Annotated in this window: 19 protein-coding genes; 3 read left to right on the forward strand and 16 right to left on the reverse strand. The window is 67.4% G+C overall.

Going from position 1 to position 18,947, the window contains the following annotated elements; genetic code table 11:
• Positions 1-6: 6 nt before the first annotated feature.
• From C4F17_RS24845 to hemA, 6 genes are all read right to left on the reverse strand, one after another.
• A complete protein-coding gene (locus C4F17_RS24845; RefSeq protein ID WP_081267937.1) occupies positions 7-1,317 on the reverse strand; it encodes a hemolysin family protein in 1,311 nt (436 codons plus the stop codon).
• Positions 1,318-1,462: 145 nt separating this feature from the next.
• A complete protein-coding gene (locus C4F17_RS24855) occupies positions 1,463-1,981 on the reverse strand; it encodes a cupin domain-containing protein (protein ID WP_081267938.1) in 519 nt (172 codons plus the stop codon).
• A gap of 15 nt (positions 1,982-1,996) precedes the next feature.
• Entirely contained in the window at positions 1,997-2,326 is a 330-nt protein-coding gene (gene grxD / locus C4F17_RS24860; protein ID WP_081267939.1) for a Grx4 family monothiol glutaredoxin, read from the reverse strand.
• Between the two features lie 29 nt (positions 2,327-2,355).
• Positions 2,356-3,207: a peptide chain release factor N(5)-glutamine methyltransferase gene (gene prmC, locus C4F17_RS24865; RefSeq protein WP_106937030.1), complete on the reverse strand. Its 852-nt coding sequence runs from the start codon at positions 3,205-3,207 to the stop codon at positions 2,356-2,358.
• Positions 3,207-4,295: a peptide chain release factor 1 gene (gene prfA / locus C4F17_RS24870; RefSeq protein ID WP_106937031.1), complete on the reverse strand. Its 1,089-nt coding sequence runs from the start codon at positions 4,293-4,295 to the stop codon at positions 3,207-3,209. The genes prmC and prfA overlap by 1 nt, the downstream gene beginning before the upstream one ends.
• 107 nt (positions 4,296-4,402) lie before the next feature.
• Positions 4,403-5,674: a glutamyl-tRNA reductase gene (gene hemA / locus C4F17_RS24875; RefSeq protein WP_081267942.1), complete on the reverse strand. Its 1,272-nt coding sequence runs from the start codon at positions 5,672-5,674 to the stop codon at positions 4,403-4,405.
• Positions 5,675-5,785: 111 nt separating this feature from the next.
• Between hemA and C4F17_RS24880 the strand changes: the two genes are divergently transcribed.
• Positions 5,786-6,064 carry a hypothetical protein gene (locus tag C4F17_RS24880; RefSeq protein WP_081267943.1) on the forward strand — a complete coding sequence of 93 codons (279 nt, stop codon included), beginning with the start codon at positions 5,786-5,788 and terminating at the stop codon, positions 6,062-6,064.
• Positions 6,065-6,071: 7 nt separating this feature from the next.
• Here C4F17_RS24880 and C4F17_RS24885 read toward each other — a convergent pair whose 3' ends face one another.
• The 4 genes from C4F17_RS24885 to C4F17_RS24900 all read right to left on the reverse strand — a co-directional run bounded on the left by C4F17_RS24885 (position 6,072) and on the right by C4F17_RS24900 (position 9,289).
• A complete protein-coding gene (locus C4F17_RS24885) occupies positions 6,072-6,590 on the reverse strand; it encodes a GNAT family N-acetyltransferase (RefSeq protein WP_081267944.1) in 519 nt (172 codons plus the stop codon).
• A complete protein-coding gene (locus C4F17_RS24890; RefSeq protein ID WP_106937032.1) occupies positions 6,590-7,384 on the reverse strand; it encodes an ABC transporter ATP-binding protein in 795 nt (264 codons plus the stop codon). Before C4F17_RS24890 ends, C4F17_RS24885 begins: the two co-directional genes overlap by 1 nt.
• The gene (locus C4F17_RS24895; protein ID WP_106937033.1) at positions 7,384-8,280 is read right to left on the reverse strand and encodes an ABC transporter permease; all 897 of its coding nucleotides are present in this window, start codon (positions 8,278-8,280) and stop codon (positions 7,384-7,386) included. Before C4F17_RS24895 ends, C4F17_RS24890 begins: the two co-directional genes overlap by 1 nt.
• An 82-nt stretch (positions 8,281-8,362) precedes the next feature.
• Positions 8,363-9,289: an ABC transporter substrate-binding protein gene (locus tag C4F17_RS24900; RefSeq protein WP_106937034.1), complete on the reverse strand. Its 927-nt coding sequence runs from the start codon at positions 9,287-9,289 to the stop codon at positions 8,363-8,365.
• A gap of 261 nt (positions 9,290-9,550) precedes the next feature.
• Here C4F17_RS24900 and C4F17_RS24905 point away from each other — a divergent pair, with 261 nt between their 5' ends.
• Positions 9,551-10,021 (forward strand): Lrp/AsnC family transcriptional regulator, encoded by a 471-nt coding sequence (locus C4F17_RS24905; RefSeq protein ID WP_106937701.1) that lies wholly within the window; start codon positions 9,551-9,553, stop codon positions 10,019-10,021.
• A gap of 19 nt (positions 10,022-10,040) precedes the next feature.
• Here the strand turns inward: C4F17_RS24905 and C4F17_RS24910 are convergent, their stop codons facing one another.
• From C4F17_RS24910 to ugpB, 6 genes are all read right to left on the reverse strand, one after another.
• On the reverse strand, positions 10,041-12,461 hold the full coding sequence (locus tag C4F17_RS24910) for a DUF3772 domain-containing protein (protein WP_106937035.1): 2,421 nt from the start codon (positions 12,459-12,461) through the stop codon (positions 10,041-10,043).
• A 51-nt stretch (positions 12,462-12,512) separates the two neighbouring features.
• The gene (gene ugpQ, locus C4F17_RS24915) at positions 12,513-13,259 is read right to left on the reverse strand and encodes a glycerophosphodiester phosphodiesterase (RefSeq protein ID WP_106937036.1); all 747 of its coding nucleotides are present in this window, start codon (positions 13,257-13,259) and stop codon (positions 12,513-12,515) included.
• A gap of 3 nt (positions 13,260-13,262) precedes the next feature.
• Positions 13,263-14,270, reverse strand: coding sequence for a sn-glycerol-3-phosphate ABC transporter ATP-binding protein UgpC (gene ugpC / locus C4F17_RS24920; RefSeq protein WP_081267950.1), 1,008 nt, complete (start codon positions 14,268-14,270; stop codon positions 13,263-13,265).
• 18 nt (positions 14,271-14,288) lie between these two features.
• The gene (gene ugpE, locus C4F17_RS24925) at positions 14,289-15,137 is read right to left on the reverse strand and encodes a sn-glycerol-3-phosphate ABC transporter permease UgpE (RefSeq protein ID WP_081267951.1); all 849 of its coding nucleotides are present in this window, start codon (positions 15,135-15,137) and stop codon (positions 14,289-14,291) included.
• A gap of 48 nt (positions 15,138-15,185) precedes the next feature.
• On the reverse strand, positions 15,186-16,067 hold the full coding sequence (gene ugpA / locus C4F17_RS24930) for a sn-glycerol-3-phosphate ABC transporter permease UgpA (protein WP_081267952.1): 882 nt from the start codon (positions 16,065-16,067) through the stop codon (positions 15,186-15,188).
• A 131-nt stretch (positions 16,068-16,198) separates the two neighbouring features.
• Positions 16,199-17,512, reverse strand: a complete 1,314-nt coding sequence (gene ugpB / locus C4F17_RS24935; RefSeq protein ID WP_081267953.1) for a sn-glycerol-3-phosphate ABC transporter substrate-binding protein UgpB — start codon at positions 17,510-17,512, stop codon at positions 16,199-16,201.
• 176 nt (positions 17,513-17,688) lie between these two features.
• On the opposite strand from ugpB, the gene serA reads away from it, so the two are divergent.
• Positions 17,689-18,918: a phosphoglycerate dehydrogenase gene (gene serA / locus C4F17_RS24940; RefSeq protein WP_106937037.1), complete on the forward strand. Its 1,230-nt coding sequence runs from the start codon at positions 17,689-17,691 to the stop codon at positions 18,916-18,918.
• The last annotated feature ends 29 nt before the right edge of the window (positions 18,919-18,947 follow it).

Raw genomic sequence — 18,947 nt, forward strand, 5'->3', positions numbered from 1 at the left:
GGATCTTCAGGCCGCCGGCGCCTTGGCGGTGCCCGAGCCCTTGGTGACCATCACCTGGTCGATGCGGTAGCTGTCGACGTCCATCACCTCGAAGGTGTAGCCGCCCCAGGTGACGTTGTCGGTGCGCTTGGGGACGCGGCGCAGCATCACCATCAGGAAGCCCGCGAGCGTCTCGTATTCCTCCGAATGCGGCAGCTCGTCGATGTGCAGCGCGCGCTGCACGTCCTGGATGGGCGTGATGCCGTCGATGAGCCACGAGTTCTCGTCGCGCTGCACGATCTGCTCTTCGTCGGGCATCGACACCAGGTCGCCCATCACCGTGCTCATCACGTCGTTGAGCGTGATCACGCCCACCACCAGGCTGTATTCGTTGACGATGATCGCGAAGTCTTCGTGCGCCTGCTGGAACTGCTCGAGCACCTCGGTCAGCGACAGCCGGTCGGGAATGACGAGTGCCTTGTGCAGCGGCAGGCCCTGGTCGAAGGCCAGCGGCTGGCCGCTGAGCACGCGCTGGAACATGTCCTTGGCGTCCACGTAGCCCAGCACGTGGTCGATGTCGCCGTCGCACACCGGGTAGGCCGAGAACGGCTCGGCCACGATGCGCGCGCGCAGCACCGTCTCGGGGTCGTCGTGCAGGAACCACGCGATGTTGTCGCGCACCGTCATCACGCTGCTGACGAGGCGCGTCTCCAGCTCGAACACGTTGGCGATCACCTGCTGTTCGCGCACCGCGAGCACGCCGGCCCGCGCGCCGGCTTCGGTCATCGCGAGGATGTCGGCCGAGGTGATCTTGTCGTCTCGCGCCATCGGCATGCCGAGCGCCTTGAACAGCAGGTCGGTGCAGCGCGTGAAGAACCACACCAGCGGCTTGAAGGTGGTGATCAGCAGCAGCATCGGCCCGACCATGCGCACCGCCAGCTTCTCGGGGTTGCTCATGCCCAGCCGCTTGGGGAACAGGTCGGCGAACACCAGGAACACCGCGATGACGATCACGAAGGAGCACAGGAACGCCACGTTGCCCGCGGCTTCCACGCTCAGCCATTTCTCGAAGAAGACGGCGAAATAGGGGCTGAGCGACCCTTCGCCCACCACGCCGCCGAGGATGGCCACGGCGTTCAGGCCGATCTGCACCACGGTGAAATAGTGGCCCGGCTGCTCCTGCACCCGCAGCACCTTCTCGGCCCGGGGGTCGCCCTCGTCGGCCATCTGGCGCAGTCGCAGGCGGCGCGAGGCTGCGAGGGTGATCTCTGCAAGGGAGAAGAACGCGCTCAGCGCGATCAGCAGGACGATGATGAGCAGGCTTTGGGTCAGGGTCATGGTGGCACGGCGAAGAATGCCATGGTGCCATGACTGAGGGTCTGTTCCAGCGACACCGCGGAACCGGCTTTGCCCGGCCGCTGGTGGCGCCCCCGGCGAGGGGGTTGGCGCAGCGACACGAAGTGCGCGAAGCCTGGGGGAGCGCCTATATCCCGCCGTGCGGATGGGTCGGGTCGACCCAGAGTACCGACTCGGGCTTCTCGACGGGTTCGATGTCGAGATTCACCGCCACCGCCTCGCCATCGCTGCGGCACAGCACGCATTCCAGCGTCTCGGTGGCGCTGGCGTTGATTTCCTGGTGCGGTACGTAGGGCGGCACGTAGATGAAGTCGCCCGGCCCGGCTTCGGCCGTGAACTCGAGCTTCTCGCCCCAGCGCATGCGGGCCCGGCCGCGCACGACGTAGATCACCGATTCGAGATGCCCGTGATGATGCGCCCCGGTCTTGGCGTCGGCATGGATGGTCACGGTGCCGGCCCAGAGTTTCTGCGCGCCGACGCGGGCGAAATTGATGGCCGCCGCCCGGTTCATGCCGGGCGTCTGGGCGGTGTTCACGTCGAGCTGGTTGGCGGCGATGACGCGCACGCCGTCATGCTTCCAGGCCGGTTCGCCCTCGTGGGAATGACCATGTGAATGGCCGTGCGAGTGGCCGTGATCGTGGCTCATCGCGGAGCCGCCGGATCAGGCCGAAGCGCCGCCGCCGATGACCTGCTGCAGCTCGCCGGACTCGTACATCTCCATCATGATGTCCGAGCCGCCGATGAATTCGCCCTTCACGTAGAGCTGCGGGATGGTGGGCCAGTTGCTGTATTCCTTGATGCCCTGGCGGATGCCGTCGTCTTCGAGCACGTTGACGGTCTTGAGCGCCTTGGTGTCGACGCCGACCGCCTTGAGGATCTGGATCGCGCGGCCCGAGAAGCCGCACATCGGGAAGCTGGCGTTGCCCTTCATGAAGAGCACGAGTTCGTTGGTTTTGACGAGATCGTCGATACGTTGCTGGGCGTCGGACATGGGGACTCCTGAAAAGTGGGCTGAAGGGATTATTTCACCGTGCGCCAGATTCCGCCGGAGCAGCGCTGGATGCCGGCGAGGTCGTCGCGGCTTTGCACTTCGGCGAAACCGCGTTCGGCGAGCAGTTGGCGCACCGCGGCGGCCTGGTCGTGGCCGTGTTCGAGCAAGAGCCAGCCGCCTTCCGCGAGGTGCGCGGGGGCGTGCCGGACGATCTGGCGGATGTCGTCGAGCCCGTCGGCACCCGCGACCAGCGCGGAGACGGGCTCGTGCCGCAGGGCGGGCAGGTGCGGGTCGTTGGCGGCGATGTACGGCGGGTTGCTGGCGATGACCGCGTAGCCGGTCTCGGCGCCGTCGAGCCAGTTCGCCAAGGCGAAGCGCACCGGCAGGCCCAGGCGCCGGGCGTTGGCCTGCGCGACCGCCAGCGCGTCGGCGCTGGCATCGACCGCGTCGACCCGCGCGTCGGTGCGCGCGTGCTGGAGGGCCAGCGCGATCGCGCCGCTGCCCGTGCCCAGGTCGAGCACGCGCGGCGCAGCATGGCCTTCGAGGCACTGCAAGGCCCATTCGACCAGCGTCTCGGTGTCGGGCCGCGGCACCAGCACCCGTGCATCGACCCGCAGGTCGAGCCCGTGGAATTCCTTCTCGCCGAGCAGATACGCCACCGGCTCGCCCGCGAGGCGGCGCGACAGTTGCGCGGAGAGCGCGGACCACGCGGTGTCCGGCATCGCGTCGGTGTCGTGCGCCAGCAGCCATGCGCGGTCGTGCGGCGCGCGGCCGAGCGCATGCAGCAGCAGCAACTGCGCGTCGAGCCGGTCGATGCCCAGCGCGATGCCGGCGGCCAGCGCCTGCGCCACGGTGGACGGCTTGGGGTCGTCGGTGGCCATCACGCCGGCAGGCTCGATTCCAGCTCGGCCAGCTGCTCGGCTTCGCGCGCGGCGCGCAGGGCGTCGAGCACGTCGCCGAGGTCGCCTTCCATGATGGCCAGCAGCTTGTAGAGCGTGAGGTTGATGCGGTGGTCGGTGAGCCGGCCCTGGGGAAAGTTGTAGGTGCGGATGCGGTCCGAGCGGTCGCCGCTGCCGATCAGCCCCTTGCGCATGGCGGCGTCCTTGGCGGCGCGCTCGCTGCGCTCCTTCTCCTGGATGCGCGCCGACAGCACCTGCAGCGCCTTGGCCTTGTTGCGGTGCTGGCTGCGGTCGTCCTGGCATTCGGCCACGATGCCGGTCGGGATGTGCGTGATGCGCACGGCCGAATCGGTCTTGTTGATGTGCTGCCCGCCCGCGCCGCTCGCGCGGTAGGTGTCGATGCGGAGGTCGGCCGGGTTGATCTGCACGGCCACGGTTTCGTCGGGCTCCGCCAGCACGGCCACCGTGCAGGCGCTGGTGTGGATGCGGCCCTGCGTCTCGGTGGCCGGCACGCGCTGCACGCGATGGCCGCCCGACTCGAAGCGCAGGTGGCCGAACACGTCGTCGCCGGAGATGCGCACCACCACTTCCTTGTAGCCGCCGAGTTCGCTCTCGCTCTCGCTCACGATCTCGCAGCGCCAGCCGGCACGTTCGCAGTAGCGCGTGTACATGCGCAGCAGGTCGCCCGCGAACAGCGCCGATTCGTCGCCGCCCGTGCCCGCGCGGATTTCGAGGAATGCGTTGCGCGCGTCGTCCGGGTCCTTGGGCAGCAGCAGGCGCTGCAGCTCTTCCTCGAGCTGCACCAGTTCGGCTTCGGCGCCGGCGATTTCCTCGCGCGCCATCTCGGCCATGTCGGGGTCGTCGAGCATTTCCCTGGCGCCGGCGATGTCGGCCTCGCGCTGCTTGTGGCGCTCGTAGCGGCCGGCGATCTGGGTGACTTCGGCATGCTCGCGCGAGATGGTGCGGTACTGCGCCATGTCGCTCATGATGTCTTCGCGCGAGAGCAGGAAGTCGAGTTCGCCGAGGCGCTGTGCGTAGCGTTCGAGTTGATGGCGCAGAAAGGATTTCACGGCGGAAGGGGCTCGAAAAATGGGAGGAAGCCGCAATGCAGCGGCAGGCGCAATGAAGGCTGCGGCCGGCCAGGAGAAGGCCGTGGCCGGGCCGCTGGCGAGCGTCGCTAACGCTCTTTGCGCAGGAAAAGGCGCGAGATGGTCTGCGCGGTCTGCTCGCGCGAGGTGGCGTCGCCCGCGTGCAGTTCGGCCAGCGCGCCGTGCATCATCTTCTGCGTGAGACCGCGCGACATGGCCTCGAGCACGGCCTCGACCGATTCGCCCTTGGCCAGCAGCTTGCGGGCGCGCGCCATCTCGGCGGCACGCCATTCGTCGGCCTGCGCGTTGAGCTGCTGGATCAGCGGCACGGTGCCGCGCTGGCCCAGCCAGTGCATGAAGCTCTGCACGCCGGCGTCGATGATGACTTCGGCCTGCGCCACGGCGGCCTGGCGGTTGGCGTGGCCCTGCTGCACCACCTGCGCGAGGTCGTCGACGGTGTAGAGGTAGACGTCTTCGAGCGCCTTCACTTCGGGCTCGATGTCGCGCGGCACGGCCAGGTCGACCATGAACATCGGGCGGTGCTTGCGTGCCTTGAGCGCGCGCTCCACGGCACCCAGGCCGATGATCGGCAGCGTGCTCGCGGTGCAGCTCACGACGATGTCGAACTCCGCCAGACGCGCGGGCAGGTCGGCCAGCCGCAGGGCTTCGCCGCCGAAGCGCGAGGCCAGCTTCTCGCCGCGCTCCAGCGTGCGGTTGGCGATGCCGATCGACTTGGGCTCCTTGGCCGCGAAGTGCGTGGCCGCGAGGTCGATCATTTCGCCGGCGCCGACGAACAGCACGCGCGTCTTGCGCAGGTCTTCGAAGAGCTGGCCGGCCAGGCGCACGGCCGCGGCGGCCATGCTGATGGAGTGCGCGCCGATCTCGGTGGCGGTGCGCACTTCCTTGGCCACGGCAAAGGAGCGCTGGAACAGCTGGTTGAGCGTGCTGCCGAGTGCGCCGGCGGTTTCGGCCGCGCGCACGGCGTCTTTCATCTGGCCGAGGATCTGGGCCTCGCCCAGCACCATCGAATCGAGCCCGCTGGCCACGCGGAAGGCGTGGCGCGCGGCTTCGTCGTCATGCAGGGTGTAGGCGTGCGAGCGAAGCAGGGCGGGTGCCACGCCGCCGCTCTGGGCCAGCCAGCCGAAAGTGTGGTCGAGTGCGGCGTGCTCGGACGCGCAATAGATCTCGGTGCGGTTGCACGTGGAGATGATCGCGGCCTCGACCTGGGGGTGGCGGCCGGCGCCGAAAGAACTGCGCAGGCTCTGCAGCGTGGGGGCGATCTGGTCGAGCGCAAACGCAAAACGACCGCGCAGATCGAGCGGCGCGGTCGTGTGGTTCAAGCCAAGAGCCCAGACAGACATGCCGTGATTATAAAATCAGCAACCGCGCCGGGCTTGCGCAGGGACAAATGGCTTTCCCTATGACAGCCATAAGCCCCGCCGCATGACCTCCCGCACGCATGCGGCCCCCCGATGGACCTGTCCGACCTCCTCGATCACCTGCTGAATTTCGTCGCACCGGCCGCCTTCATGGCGCTGGTGCTGGTGTTCGCCGGCCGCTACCTGGGCGGCAGGCGTGCCGGCGTACCGCGCTGGTGGGCGCAACTGGTGCTTGTTTTCGCGGCCGGTGTCGCGGTGCTGGCGGCCGGCCTGGCGGTGTTCGGGCGCGACGGGATGATGGCGACGTACGCCGCGCTCGTGGTGGTCTGCGGCACCGTGCAATGGCTGGCGATGCGCGGCTGGCGCCGCTGAAAACCGCTCAGGCCGGGTCCAGCCGGCGGATCATGTAGACCGACCGGCCGGGGTAGGTGGCCAGCCGGGCCTGCTGCTCGGCGCCATCGGGCTGCGTTGCCGCATAGCCCTGGCGCTCCCAGAAACCGACCGAAGACTGCACCGACACCAGCGTCGAATGCCGCCATCCGGCCTGCGCCGCATGCGCCCAGGCATGGCGCACCAGCCGCGGGCCGAGGCCCAGCCCCGCGGCGTCGGGGTGCACCGCCAGGTCGTGCAGGTACAGCGAATCGGCCTGTGCGGCTACTTCGAACTCGCCGTGCAGCGGCGTCAGCTTGCCGGCCACGGACGGATAGCCCGCCAGATAGGCCCGCACGCCGCCGCCATGCTCGGCGACCCAGCCCGTATGGGGTGCGGCCGCGAGCCGGCGCGCGATCAGCTCGCCGTCTTCCACGAAGCCCGCGCCGTAGCAGGCGAGCTGGATCGCCAGCACGGCGTCGAGGTCGGCGGCGCGCATGGCGCGCACGAAGGCGGCGTCCGGCACCATCAGGCCAGCAGCAGTTTGTCGTCGTCCAGCTTCTCGCCGCGGGTCTGCTCGAACATGCGCAGCAGGTCGGGCACGTCGAGGCCGGCGCGCTGTGGGCCGGCCACATCGAGGATCACCTGGCCCTCGTGCAGCATCACCGTGCGCGAGCCGTAGTCCAGCGCCTGGCGCATGCTGTGCGTCACCATCATCGCGGTGAGCTGGCCGGCCTCGACGATCTTGGCGGTCAGCTCCAGCACGAAGGCGGCGGTCTTGGGATCGAGCGCGGCGGTGTGCTCGTCGAGCAGCAGGATGCGCGAGGGCTTGAGCGAGGCCATCAGCAGGCTCACCGCCTGCCGCTGGCCGCCCGACAGCAGCCCGATGCGGTCGGCCAGGCGGTTCTCCAGCCCCAGCTTCAGAATGGACAGCTTCTCGCGGAACAGCTCGCGCAGGTTGCGGTTGAGCGCGAAGCCGAAAGCCCGCCGCTCGCCGCGCTTCCAGGCCAGCGCCATGTTCTCCTCGATGGTCAGCGCCTCGCAGGTGCCGGCCATCGGATCCTGGAACACGCGGGCCACCATGCCCGAGCGCTGCCAGGCGTTCATGCGGGTCACGTCTTTTCCGTCGATCTCGATGCTGCCCTTGTCGACGATCAGGTCGCCGCTCACCGCATTGAGAAAGGTCGACTTGCCCGCGCCGTTCGAGCCGATCACGGTGACGAACTGGCCGGTGGGAATCTCCAGGCCGAGCCCGCGCAGCACGCGGTTCTCGATCGGGGTGCCCGGGTTGAAGGTCATCTCGAGTTGTTGGGTGCGCAGCATCAGTTCTTCCCCTTGAAAAGCGCGCGCAGCTTGCGCTTGTAGGCCGGCACCAGCAGCGCGAACGCCACCAGCACGGCGGTGACCAGGTTCAGGTCTTGCGCCTGCAGGCCCATGAAGTCGGTGTTCAGCGCCATCGCGATGAAGAAGCGGTAGAGCAGTGCGCCCAGCACGCAGGCCAGGGTGGTGATGACCATGCTGCGCGCCGGCAGCAGCGTCTCGCCGATGATCACCGCGGCCAGGCCGATCACGATCGTGCCCACGCCCATGGAGATGTCCGCCGTGCCCTGGCTCTGCGCGAACAGCGCGCCGGCCAGCGCCACCAGCGCGTTCGACAGCGCCAGGCCGGCCATGGTGTGGAAGTCGGTCGAAATGCCCTGGGCCCGCGCCATGCGCGCGTTGCCGCCGGTGGCGCGCATCGCCAGGCCGGCTTCCGAGGCGAAGAACATGTCGACCAGGATCTTGGCGACGATCACGATGAGAAGCAGCAACAGCGGCTTGGCCCACTGCTCGGGCATGCCGCCGAAGTCGACCATGCTGAACACCGTGGGTTCGGTGATGAGCGCCACGTTGGGCTTGCCCATCACGCGCAGGTTGATGGAGTACAGCGCGATCATCACCAGGATGCTCGCGAGCAATTGCATGATCTTCAGCTTCACGTTGAGCCAGGCCGTGACCCAGCCCGCGGCGGCGCCGGCCACGCAGGCCACCGCGGTGGCGGCCGCAGGGTTCCAGCCAGCGACGATCAGCGTCGCGGCCACGGCGGCGCCCAGCGGGAAGCTGCCGTCCACCGTGAGGTCGGGAAAATTGATGATGCGAAACGACATGAAGACGCCCAGCGCGACCAGTCCGAATATCAGACCGATCTCGATGGCGCCCAGCGAGGCGATGAGGGACATGTGGGGAGGCTTCCGGCAGGCGGCGAGGCAACAACGGGCCCGCTCCGGTGGATGAGACCGGGGCGCGGGCCCGTCGAAGGGCTTACTTGGTGCTCACGACCTTCGCCGTCTTCAGCAGCTCGTCGGACAGCGTCACGCCCTGCAGCTTGGCCGCGCCGGGGTTCACCACCAGCTCGAAGTTGGTGCTGGTCTGCGAGGCGATGGTGCCGGGCTTCTCGCCCTTGAGGATGCGCACCACGATCTTGCCGGTCTGGCGGCCGATGTCGCTGTAGTTCAGGCCCAGTGCGGCCACGGCGCCGCGCTCCACGGTGGCCGTGTCGGCCGCAACCACCGGCAGCTTGGCCTGCTGGGCCACCTTCACGATGCCTTCGAAGGCCGAGACCACGTTGTTGTCGGTCGGCGTGTAGATGACGTCGGCCTTGCCGACCAGGCTCTGGGCGGCGGTCGGCACGTCCACCGTGCGGGCGGCGGCGGCCTCGACCACCGTCATGCCGGCGGCCGAGGCGGCCTTCTTGAGCGATTCGACGATGGCCACCGAGTTGGCTTCACCGGGGCTGTAGATCACGCCGATGCGCTTGGCGTTCGGCACCACCTGCTTGATGAGGCCAACATGCTTTTCCAGCGGCGACAGGTCGGACACGCCCGTCACGTTGGTGCCGCTGGCCTCCCAGTTCTTCACCAGCTTGGCCGCCACCGGGTCGGTGATGGCCGAGTACACGACCGGAATGGTCTTGGTCGAAGCGACCACGGCCTGCGCCGACGGGGTGGCGATGGCGACGATCACGTCGGGCGCGTCGCCCACGTACTTGCGGGCGATCTGGGCGGCGGTGCCCACGTTGCCTTGCGCGCTTTGATAGGTGAACTTGAGGTTCTTGCCCTCTTCGTAGCCCGAAGCCTTGAGCTCTGCCTTCACGCCGTCGCGCACGGCGTCCAGCGCCGGATGCTCCACGATGGCCGTCACGGCCACCGACTTGGTGTCGGCCGCGAACGAAGGCGCGGCGGCCAGCATGCCGAGGGCCAGGGCCGTTGCGCTGAAGGGTGTGCGAAGCGAAGCGTTTTTCACGTAGGGGTCTCCGGAGGGGAAATGGATACGTCTGAGTGCGCCGCCGGCGGGGCCGGGGCAGTAAATCCAGCTGGCCGGGAATGCGTGCAGCAATCCCGGCGCTCGGAGTCTAGATCGTACTTTGCACAATTAAGGTGCATGAAAGGTCCGGACTTACCCCGCTTTGCACCATAAAATTGCATCCGCAACGGATCAATGGAAATGAAATTGCACGAAGTCGAACTCGACCGGATCGACCGGCGGATTCTCGAACACCTCCAGACGAACGGCCGCGCGTCGAACCTGGAGCTGGCGGAGGTGGCCAATCTTTCGCCCGCCCAGTGCCTGCGGCGCCATCGGCGGCTCGAGGAACTGGGGCTGGTCCACGGCTACGCGGCGCGGCTGAATGCGCGCCGGGTCGGGCTGGGCGTGATCGCCTTCATCCACGTGACCATGGCGCGCGGCCATGTCGACGAACTGCCCAAGTTCCAGGACCTGATCGCCGACATGAAGCAGATCCTGGAGTGCTATTCGGTGACGGGCGACTTCGACTACGTGCTCAAGGTCGTCGCGCAGGACCTGGAGTCGCTCTCGCAGTTCCTGATGCACACGCTGATGCACATGCCCGGGGTGTCGGCGGTGCGTTCGAGCGTGTGCCTCAACGAGATCAAGTTCACCACCGCGCTGCCTCTGGAGTGAGGACGTCGCGGCGCTTCGCTCAGCTCTGCACGCCGGGGATCGGCGAGGCGGGCGATGAAGGCACGACGGGCGCCGGTGCCTCTGGCGCGGCCGCCATCACCATCGTCGGCACCGCCAGCGGCAGCGAGGCCTTCTTCAGCTCGTCCAGGATCACGAACAGCAGGTCGCTGCGCACCCCGCCCGCCAGCCGGGGGCTCGCCACGTAGGCGATGGCCTGGAAGATCAGCAGCCCGTTCTCTATGCCTTCGAGCGTGAGCGAGGGCGCCGGCGTTTCCAGCACGCCCTCATGCGCCTTGCAGGCCGCCAGGATCAGCTCGCGCACGCGCTGCGCGTCGGTGGTCAGCGGCATCGGCAGGCGGATCAGCACGCGGCCCTCGGCGTTGGCCAGGGTCATGTTGCGCACGGTCTTTGTGATGAACTCCGAGTTCGGCACGATCAGCGTGGAGCGGTCGCCCAGCTGGATTTCGGTGGCGCGCACGTTGATGCGCCGCACATCGCCCTCGGCCGTGCCCAGCACCACCCAGTCGCCCACCTTCACCGGCTGCTCCGCCAGCAGGATCAGCCCCGAGATGAAGTTCTGCACGATCGCCTGCAGGCCGAAGCCGATACCCACCGACAGCGCGCTCGCCACCCACGCGATGCGCTCGATGCCGATGCCCAGCGCCGACAGCGTGAACGCGATCACCATGATGCCGCCGACGTAGCCCAGCAGCGTGGTGATGGAGCTCTGCATGCCCGGCTCGAACTGCGTGTTCGGCAGGTAGCTGCGCGTGAGCCAGCGCTTGAACACCCGCAGCATGATGAAGCCCACCACCGCCACCGTCAGCGCGCTGAGGATCGCGCCCGGCACCAGCTGGAACTCGCCCACCTTCACGCCGGAGCCGAGCTTGCCGCCGCGCTGGAATACCTCGCCCGGCGAGGTGCCCAGCGGCGCGGCCAGTGCGATCAGCATGTACACGAACAATGCGACGCGGCTGATGCCCGACAGCACCGTTGCAGCCTGGTCCAGCGTCTGCGGCGCGAGGCCGAAGCTCTTCTGCAGCTTCTGGCCGAAGGCGCTGCGCGACGACGCGATGGCCATGAACACGTCGTCGGCGAACTTGAACAGCACGTAGAAAGCCGCCGCCACGATGCCGGTCCAGGTGAGCTGAGAGGCCAGGAAGCTGCCCAGCGCCACGTAGCCCAGGCCCACCAGCACCCAGATGGCGATCATCAGCGCGCCGATCAGCGCCACCAGCAGGCCGACCCACATCGGCCGCTCGGGCAGGCCGGCTGCGGGGGCGTCCGCGCGCAGGGCCTTCAGCCGGTAGATCACCGTGCCGACCAGCGCGGTGAGGATCAGCGCCGTGAGCACGTGCGTGGCTACCACGGCGGCAAAGCTGGCGTCGACCAGCGCGTTGACTTCGGCCGGCGTCCAGGCCAGTGCCGCCACCAGCGCCACCAGCCAGGGCAGCGCCGCGAGCTTGCTGGCCGTGGCGTCGGGAATCGGCGGCAGCCGCCATGACGGCCGGGCCGTGGCCAGAAGGGCGCGGCCCAGGCCGATGACGAAAGCCATGAAGGTCAGCGCCTGCGCCGAGGACTGCAGCGCCTTGCGCGCCAGCGGATCCCATGTGGCGTGCGCCTTGAGCACCTCCACGAAGCCATGCGCCGCCACGGCCACCAGCAGCACATGGCTCCCCACGATCCCGATCACCAGCAGCGAGCGCCGCAGCCGGCCGGCAGGCAGCATCCGGGTCGCGAGCCGGGTGAGCAGGCGCTCGGCGGCCCAGACGCCCAGCCATGCCAACAGCAATGCACCGATGAGTGTCGCGATCACCAGCGTGAGCGACGCGGGCGCCAGTGCCTGGTCGAAACCCGCGCTGAGCGCCGAGCCCATGGTCCGCAGCCGTTCCAGGTCGTCGGGCCAGGCGTCCTGCAGGTCGGTCCAGAAGCGTCCGGTGAGCGGGGAGGCGGCGCGCTCGGTGAGCTGAGCCTCGAACAGTTCACGGCGCTGCGTGACGAGGTCGGTGCCGCGCTGGCGCACGTCGACCGACAGCAGCCGCGCGAGCCGGATGTCGGCGTCCAGCGCGTTGCGCTCCTTGGTCAGGCGCGCACGCTGGCGGGTGATGTCGGGGTCTTCGGTGGCGCCGGCCCCGGGCGGGTTGCCGAGCTCGCCGAGGCGGGCGTTCAGGTCGGCCAGCTCGCCGGTGCGCGCGGCGACGAACTTGTCGGCCTGCGTGCCGATGTCGTTGATCTGCGTGAGCAGCTTGCGCGCGTCATCGTCGGTTTCGGCGGCGGCGCTGAGCTTGTTGAACTGGGCGCGAAGTTCGGCGACCGTGGGCGTCGGAGCGACGGCTGTGGCGGTGCCGCTGTTGTTGCTGCTGTCGGGCTGCGCCATTGCGCCGCCGCACATCAGCAGCGCGGCGAGGCAGAAGGTCGCGAAACGTAGGGTCCAACTCATGGCCGCATCATAGAAGCCGCCATTGCGTAAGAACCGGTAAGAAATGCAGCCTCAGCCGGCCGGAGGAAAGAGGTCGACCCGGTCGGTGATGATGCCGTCGGTGCCGAGGTCGATCAGCCGCTTCGCGGCCCACTCGTCGTTCACCGTGTAGCTCAGCGCGCGCATGCCGGCGCCGTGCACCTGCGCGACCACGCCGGCGTCCCACAGCGCGTGGTTGCAGACGATGGCCACGCAGCCGAGCTGCCGGGCGGCTTCGAGCCAGCCCTTCCAGAGCGAGTCGAGCAGCAGGCCGCGCGGCAGCTCGGGCTGGGCCGCTTGCGCGCCTTTCAGCGAATCGACCTGGAATGAGGTGAGCAGCGGCGGCACGGCCGCGCCCTGCCACAGGCGGGCGGCTTCGCGCGCCACCACCTCGCCGGTCTCGCGCTCGACGCCCGGCGTGGGCTTGATCTCGATGTTCAGCAGGTGGCCGTTGGCCAGGCAGAAGCGCGCGATGTTCTGCAGCGTGGGCAGTGGCTCGCCGGCATGGCCGCGCGAATGCCAGCCGCCGGCGTCGAGCTGCGACAGCGCGCTCCAGGGCTGCTCGCCGCCGATGCCGCGGCCGCTGGTGGTGCGCTCGAGCTTGGCGTCGTGCATCAGGAACGGCACGCCGTCGGCGCTGAGCTTGGCGTCGCACTCGAACATGCGATAGCCGTGGGCCGCGCCCAGCCTGAAGGCGGCCAGCGTGTTTTCAGGCGCCAGCTTGCCGGCGCCGCGATGCGCGACCCAGCGGGGGTAGGGCCAGGGCTTCAGCTCGCTCATCGTTCAATCCACGCGCTTGCCGGAGCCGGCGTCGAACCAGTGCAGCTTTTCTTCGCGCGCGGCGATCTTCACCGTGTCGCCGGCCACCGGCGGGCGGTCGCCTTCGTCGGTGCGCATGATGATCTGCTCGTCGCCGATGCGGCCGTACACCAGGCGCTCGGCGCCCAGCAGCTCGACCTGCTCGACCTGCACCGACCAGCCGCTTTCGTCGAGCTTCATGTGTTCGGGTCGGATGCCCAGGATCTGGCCCGGGCGCACGCCCGGCGCGTGCTTGAGCAGGTTCATGGGCGGCGAGCCTATGAAGCTCGCCACGAAGGTGGTGGCTGGGCGGTTGTACACCTCCTCGGGCGTCGCGAACTGGTCCATCACGCCGCCGTTCATCACGATGATGCGCTGCGCCAGCGTCATGGCCTCGACCTGGTCGTGCGTGACGAACAGCGAGGTGATGCCGAGCTCGCGGTGCAGCTTCTGGATTTCGAGGCGGGTCTGCGCGCGCAGCTTGGCGTCGAGGTTGGACAGCGGCTCGTCGAACAGGAACACCTGCGGCTGGCGCACGATGGCGCGGCCCATGGCCACGCGCTGGCGCTGGCCGCCGGAGAGTTCGCGCGGCTTGCGCTCCAGCAGGTGGCCCAGCTCGAGGATCTTCGCGGCCTTGTCCACGCGCGCCTTGATCTCGGGCACCGGCACCTTGAGGATCTTCAGGCCGTAGGCCATGTTGGCGAACACCGTCATGTGCGGGTAGAGCGCGTAGTTCTGGAACACCATCGCGATGTCGCGCTCGGACGGCTCGAGGTTGTTCACCACGCGGTTGCCGATGGAGATTTCGCCGGCCGAGATTTCCTCGAGGCCGGCCACCATGCGCAGCAGCGTCGACTTGCCGCAGCCCGAGGGGCCGACGATGACGATGAATTCGTGGTCGGCGATCTCGGCGCTCACGCCGTGGATGACCTGGTTGGCTTTCGGCCCGTGGCCGTAGCGCTTGATGACGTTGCGTAGAGAGAGAGCAGCCATGTTTCGTTCGTTCTGCGTTTATTTGTCGGTATCTACCAGGCCCTTGACGAACCACTTCTGCATCAGCACCACCACGATGCCCGGCGGCAGCATGGCGAGCACGGCGGTGGCCATGACCACGTTCCAGTCCACGGGCGATTCGCCGTTGCCGGTCATGGCCTTGATGCCGACCACGATCGGGTACATGTTCTCGCTGGTCGCGGCGATCAGCGGCCAGAGGTACTGGTTCCAGCCGTAGATGAACTGGATCACGAACAGCGCCGCGATGCTGGTCTTCGACAGCGGCAGCAGGATGTCCTTGAAGAAGCGCATGGCCCCGGCGCCGTCCACCCGGGCGGCTTCCACCAGCTCGTCGGGCACCGTCAGGAAGAACTGGCGGAACAGGAAGGTGGCCGTGGCCGAGGCGATCAGCGGCACCGAGAGCCCGGCGAAGGTGTTGATCATGCCGAGGCTGGCGACCACCTGGTAGGTCGGGCCGATGCGCACTTCGACCGGCAGCATCAGCGTGATGAAGATCAGCCAGAAGCACAGGCTGCGCAGCGGGAAGCGGAAGTACACCACCGCGAAGGCCGACAGCAGCGAGATGCTGATCTTGCCGAAGGTGATGATGAAGGTGATGACCGAGCTGACCCAGATCATGCGGGCCACCGACACGTTGGTGCTGGTGCGCCCGCCGCCGGTCAGCGCGGCCTTGTAGGTTTCCCAGAAGTTGGCGCCGGGCAGGATCGGCATCGGCGCCTGCATGATTTCCTGCGGCGTGTGCGTGGAGGCGACGAAGGCCAGGTAGATCGGGAAGACCACCAGCAGCACGCCGAAGATCATGATCGCGTGCGCGAGGATGCCGAGGGAGGGGCGGCGCTCAACCATGGCGGGCCTCCGTGGTGGTGGGATCGAGTTGCATGAGGGGGGAGGTCATCAGTACTGGACCTTCTTTTCGACGTAGCGGAACTGCAGCACCGTGAGGCAGATGACGATGGCCATCAGCACGACCGACTGCGCGGCCGCGCCGCCGAAGTCCATGCCGCGGAAGCCGTCGAAGTACACGCGGTAGACCAGCGTGGCGGTGTCCTTGCCGGGGCCGCCCTGCGTGGTGGCGTCGATGATCGCGAAGGTGTCGAAGAAGGCGTACACCATGTTGATCACCAGCAGGAAGAAGGTGGTGGGGGTGAGCAGGGGGAACTGGATCGTCCAGAAGCGGCGCATCGGGCGCGCGCCGTCGATGGCCGCGGCCTCGATCAGCGACTTAGGGATCGATTGCAGGCCCGCCAGGAAGAACAGGAAGTTGTACGAGATCTGCTTCCAGACCGCCGCCATCACGACCAGCGCCATCGCGTCGCCGCCGTTGAGCAGGTGGTTCCAGCTGAAGCCCATCTTCTTGAGCCAGTACGCGACGATGCCGATCGACGACGAGAACATGAACGACCAGAGCAGCCCGGTGACCACCGGCGCCACCGCGTACGGCAGGATCAGCACGCTGCGGTAGAAGCGCGAGCCGCGCACCACGCGGTCGGCAAAGACGGCCAGCACCAGCGCGATGGACAGGCCGAGCACCGTCACCAGCGTCGAGAAGATCAGCGTGGTCTGGAACGACGCCATGTAGGTGCTGTCGTTCCACAGCGCCACGAAATTGTCGAATCCGACCCATGTGACCGAATTGCCGAAGGCATCCTGCTGCTGCAGCGACTGCACCAGCGCCTGGCCGGCGGGCCAGAAAAAGAAGACGCCGACGATGATCAGCTGCGGGGCGAGCAAAGCCCAGGGCAGCCAGCTCGAGCGGAAGAGGACGCGTTTTTCCATGGGAGAGGGCGTTCAGGTCACAGACACACTAAATAAGCAAACAGCCAGCACTGCACGGGGGCAGGCTGGCTTGCGATGTTAAAACGAACCGAAACGAACATTCGTTCGCGCCGATTCGCCGGGTGCAGAGCTTACTTGTTTGCGGCCTGGAATTTCACCAAAAGTTCGTTTCCGCGCTTGACGGCGCTGTCCAGGGCTTCCTTCGGCGTCTTTTTACCGGTCCAGATCAGCTCGGTTTCCTCGTCTTCGATGGCGCGGATCTGGGGCAGGTTGCCCAGGCGCACGCCACGCGACTTGTCGGTCGTCTTCTTGATCATCTGGTTCACGGCCACGTCGGTGCCCGGGTTTTCCTTGTAGAAGCCGGTCTTCTCGGTCAGCTCATAGGAAGCCATGGTGATCGGCAGGTAGCCGGTGCGCATGTGGCTCTCGGACTGGACCTTGGGGCTCGACAGGAAGGTGAAGAACGCGGCCACGCCCTTGTAGTTGGCGGCCGGCTTGCCCGACATCACCCACAGGCTGGCACCACCGACGATGGTGTTCTGGGGCGCGCCCTGCACGTCCGGGTAGTACGGCAGCGCCGACTCGGCGAACTTGAACTTGGCGTCGCGCTTCACGCTGGCGTAGCTGCCCGACGAGCCGATGAACATGGCGCATTCACCCGAGGTGAACGAGGTGATGGGCTTGCTGGCGCGGCCCTTGTAGACGAACAGGCCCTGCTTGGCCATGTTGGACAGGTTCTCGAAGTGGCGAACGTGCAGCGGCGAGTTGAATTCCAGGCGCGCGTCGAGGCCGCCGAAGCCGTTGTTCTTGGTGGCGTACGAGGTGTTGTGCCAGGCCGAGAAGCTCTCGAGCTGGGCCCAGCTCATCCAAGAGGTGGTGAACGGGCACTGGTTGCCGCTGGCCTTGAGCTTGGCGGCGGCCGCAACGACCTCAGGCCAGGTGGCGGGGGCCTTTTCAGGGTCCAGGCCGGCGGTCTTGAAGGCGTCCTTGTTGTAATAGAACACCGTCGTCGAGCTGTTGAACGGGAACGACAGCATCTGGCCGTTGGGGGCCGTGTAGTAGCCGGCCACGGCGGGGATGTAGGCCTTGGGGTCGAACTTCTGGCCGCCTTCCTTCATGACGTCGGCCACGGGCTTGATGGCGCCCTTGGAGTACATCATGGTGGCGGTGCCCACTTCGAACACCTGGAGGATGTCGGGCGCGTTGCCCGAGCGGAAGGCGGCGATGCCGGCGGCCATGGACTGGTCGTATTCGCCCTTGTAGGTGGGAACGACCTTGTAGTCCTTCTGGCTCTCGTTGAACTGCTTGGCCAGGTCGTTGACCCAGTCGTTCAGGGCGCCATCCATCGAATGCCACCACTGGATTTCAGTCTGGGCCTGGGCGAGAACTGGCATCACCAGCGAGGTGGCCAGCGCCGAAGCGATGGCGAGCGTCTTGAAGCGCATGAAGAAAACTCCTGAGGGTTTGAGAAACCCGCGATATTAGGTTACGAATATGAACGTTTCGCGGCGATTGTTTTCGCATGAACGCGATTTCACTCAAACCGGGGAAACCCTTTTGACCATCCGCGCTCCTGTTTGGTGCATCGGCTTGCTGCGCTGCACCATGCTAGCCTTCGGGAATGAGCAAAACCTCTCTCGACAAAAGCAAGATCAAGTTCCTTCTTCTTGAGGGCATTCATCCTTCGGCCATCGAGGTGATCCGCGAGGCCGGCTACAGTCAGATCGAGACCCTGCCCAAGGCCCTGCAGGGCGAAGAGCTCAAGGCCAAGCTGGCCGACGTGCACTTCCTGGGCATCCGGTCGCAAAGCCAGCTCACGGCCGACGTGCTGTCGGCCGCGCCTAAGCTGGTGGCGGTGGGCTGCTTCTGCATCGGCACCAACCAGGTCGACCTGGACGCCGCCCGCGAGCGCGGCGTGGCGGTTTTCAACGCTCCCTACTCCAACACCCGCTCGGTGGCCGAACTGGTGCTGGCCGAGGCCATCCTGCTGCTGCGCGGCATCCCGGAGAAAAACGCCCTGGCGCACCGCGGCGGCTGGCTCAAGTCGGCCGTCAATTCGCACGAAATCCGCGGCAAGACGCTGGGCATCGTGGGCTACGGCTCCATCGGCACCCAGCTTTCCGTGCTGGCCGAAGCGCTGGGCATGCATGTGGCCTTCTACGACGTGGTCAGCAAGCTGCCGCTGGGCAATGCCCGCCAGGTGCCCAAGCTGCACGACCTGCTGGCCCAGAGCGACATCGTGACCATGCACGTGCCCGAGCTGCCGTCCACCAAGTGGATGATCGGCGAGGCCGAAATCGCCGCCATGAAGCCGGGCGGCATCCTGATCAACGCCGCGCGCGGCACCGTCGTCGAGATCGACGCCCTGGCCGCCGCCATCAAGGCCAGGAAGCTCTGGGGCGCCGCCATCGACGTGTTCCCGGTCGAGCCGGGCAGCAACAAGGACGAGTTCGTGTCCCCGCTGCGCGGCCTGGACAACGTGATCCTGACCCCGCACATCGGCGGCTCGACCATGGAGGCGCAGGCCAACATCGGCGGGGAAGTGGCGGAGAAGCTGGTCAAGTACAGCGACAACGGCACCTCGATCTCGTCGGTCAACTTCCCCGAGGTGGCGCTGCCCGCGCACCCCGGCAAGCACCGCCTGCTGCACATCCACCGGAACGTGCCGGGCGTGCTGTCGGAGATCAACAAGATCTTCTCGGACAACAACATCAACATCGCCTCGCAGTACCTGCAGACCAACGAGAAGGTCGGCTACGTGGTGATGGACATCGACGCCGCCTCGTCCGACCTGGCGCTGGAGAAGCTGGCCAAGGTGAACGGCACCATCCGCAGCCGCGTGCTGTTCTGAGCTTTTCCGGGGTGCCGGGACGCGGCACC

The organism is Variovorax sp. PMC12 (assembly GCF_003019815.1).
GTDB lineage: Bacteria > Pseudomonadota > Gammaproteobacteria > Burkholderiales > Burkholderiaceae_C > Variovorax.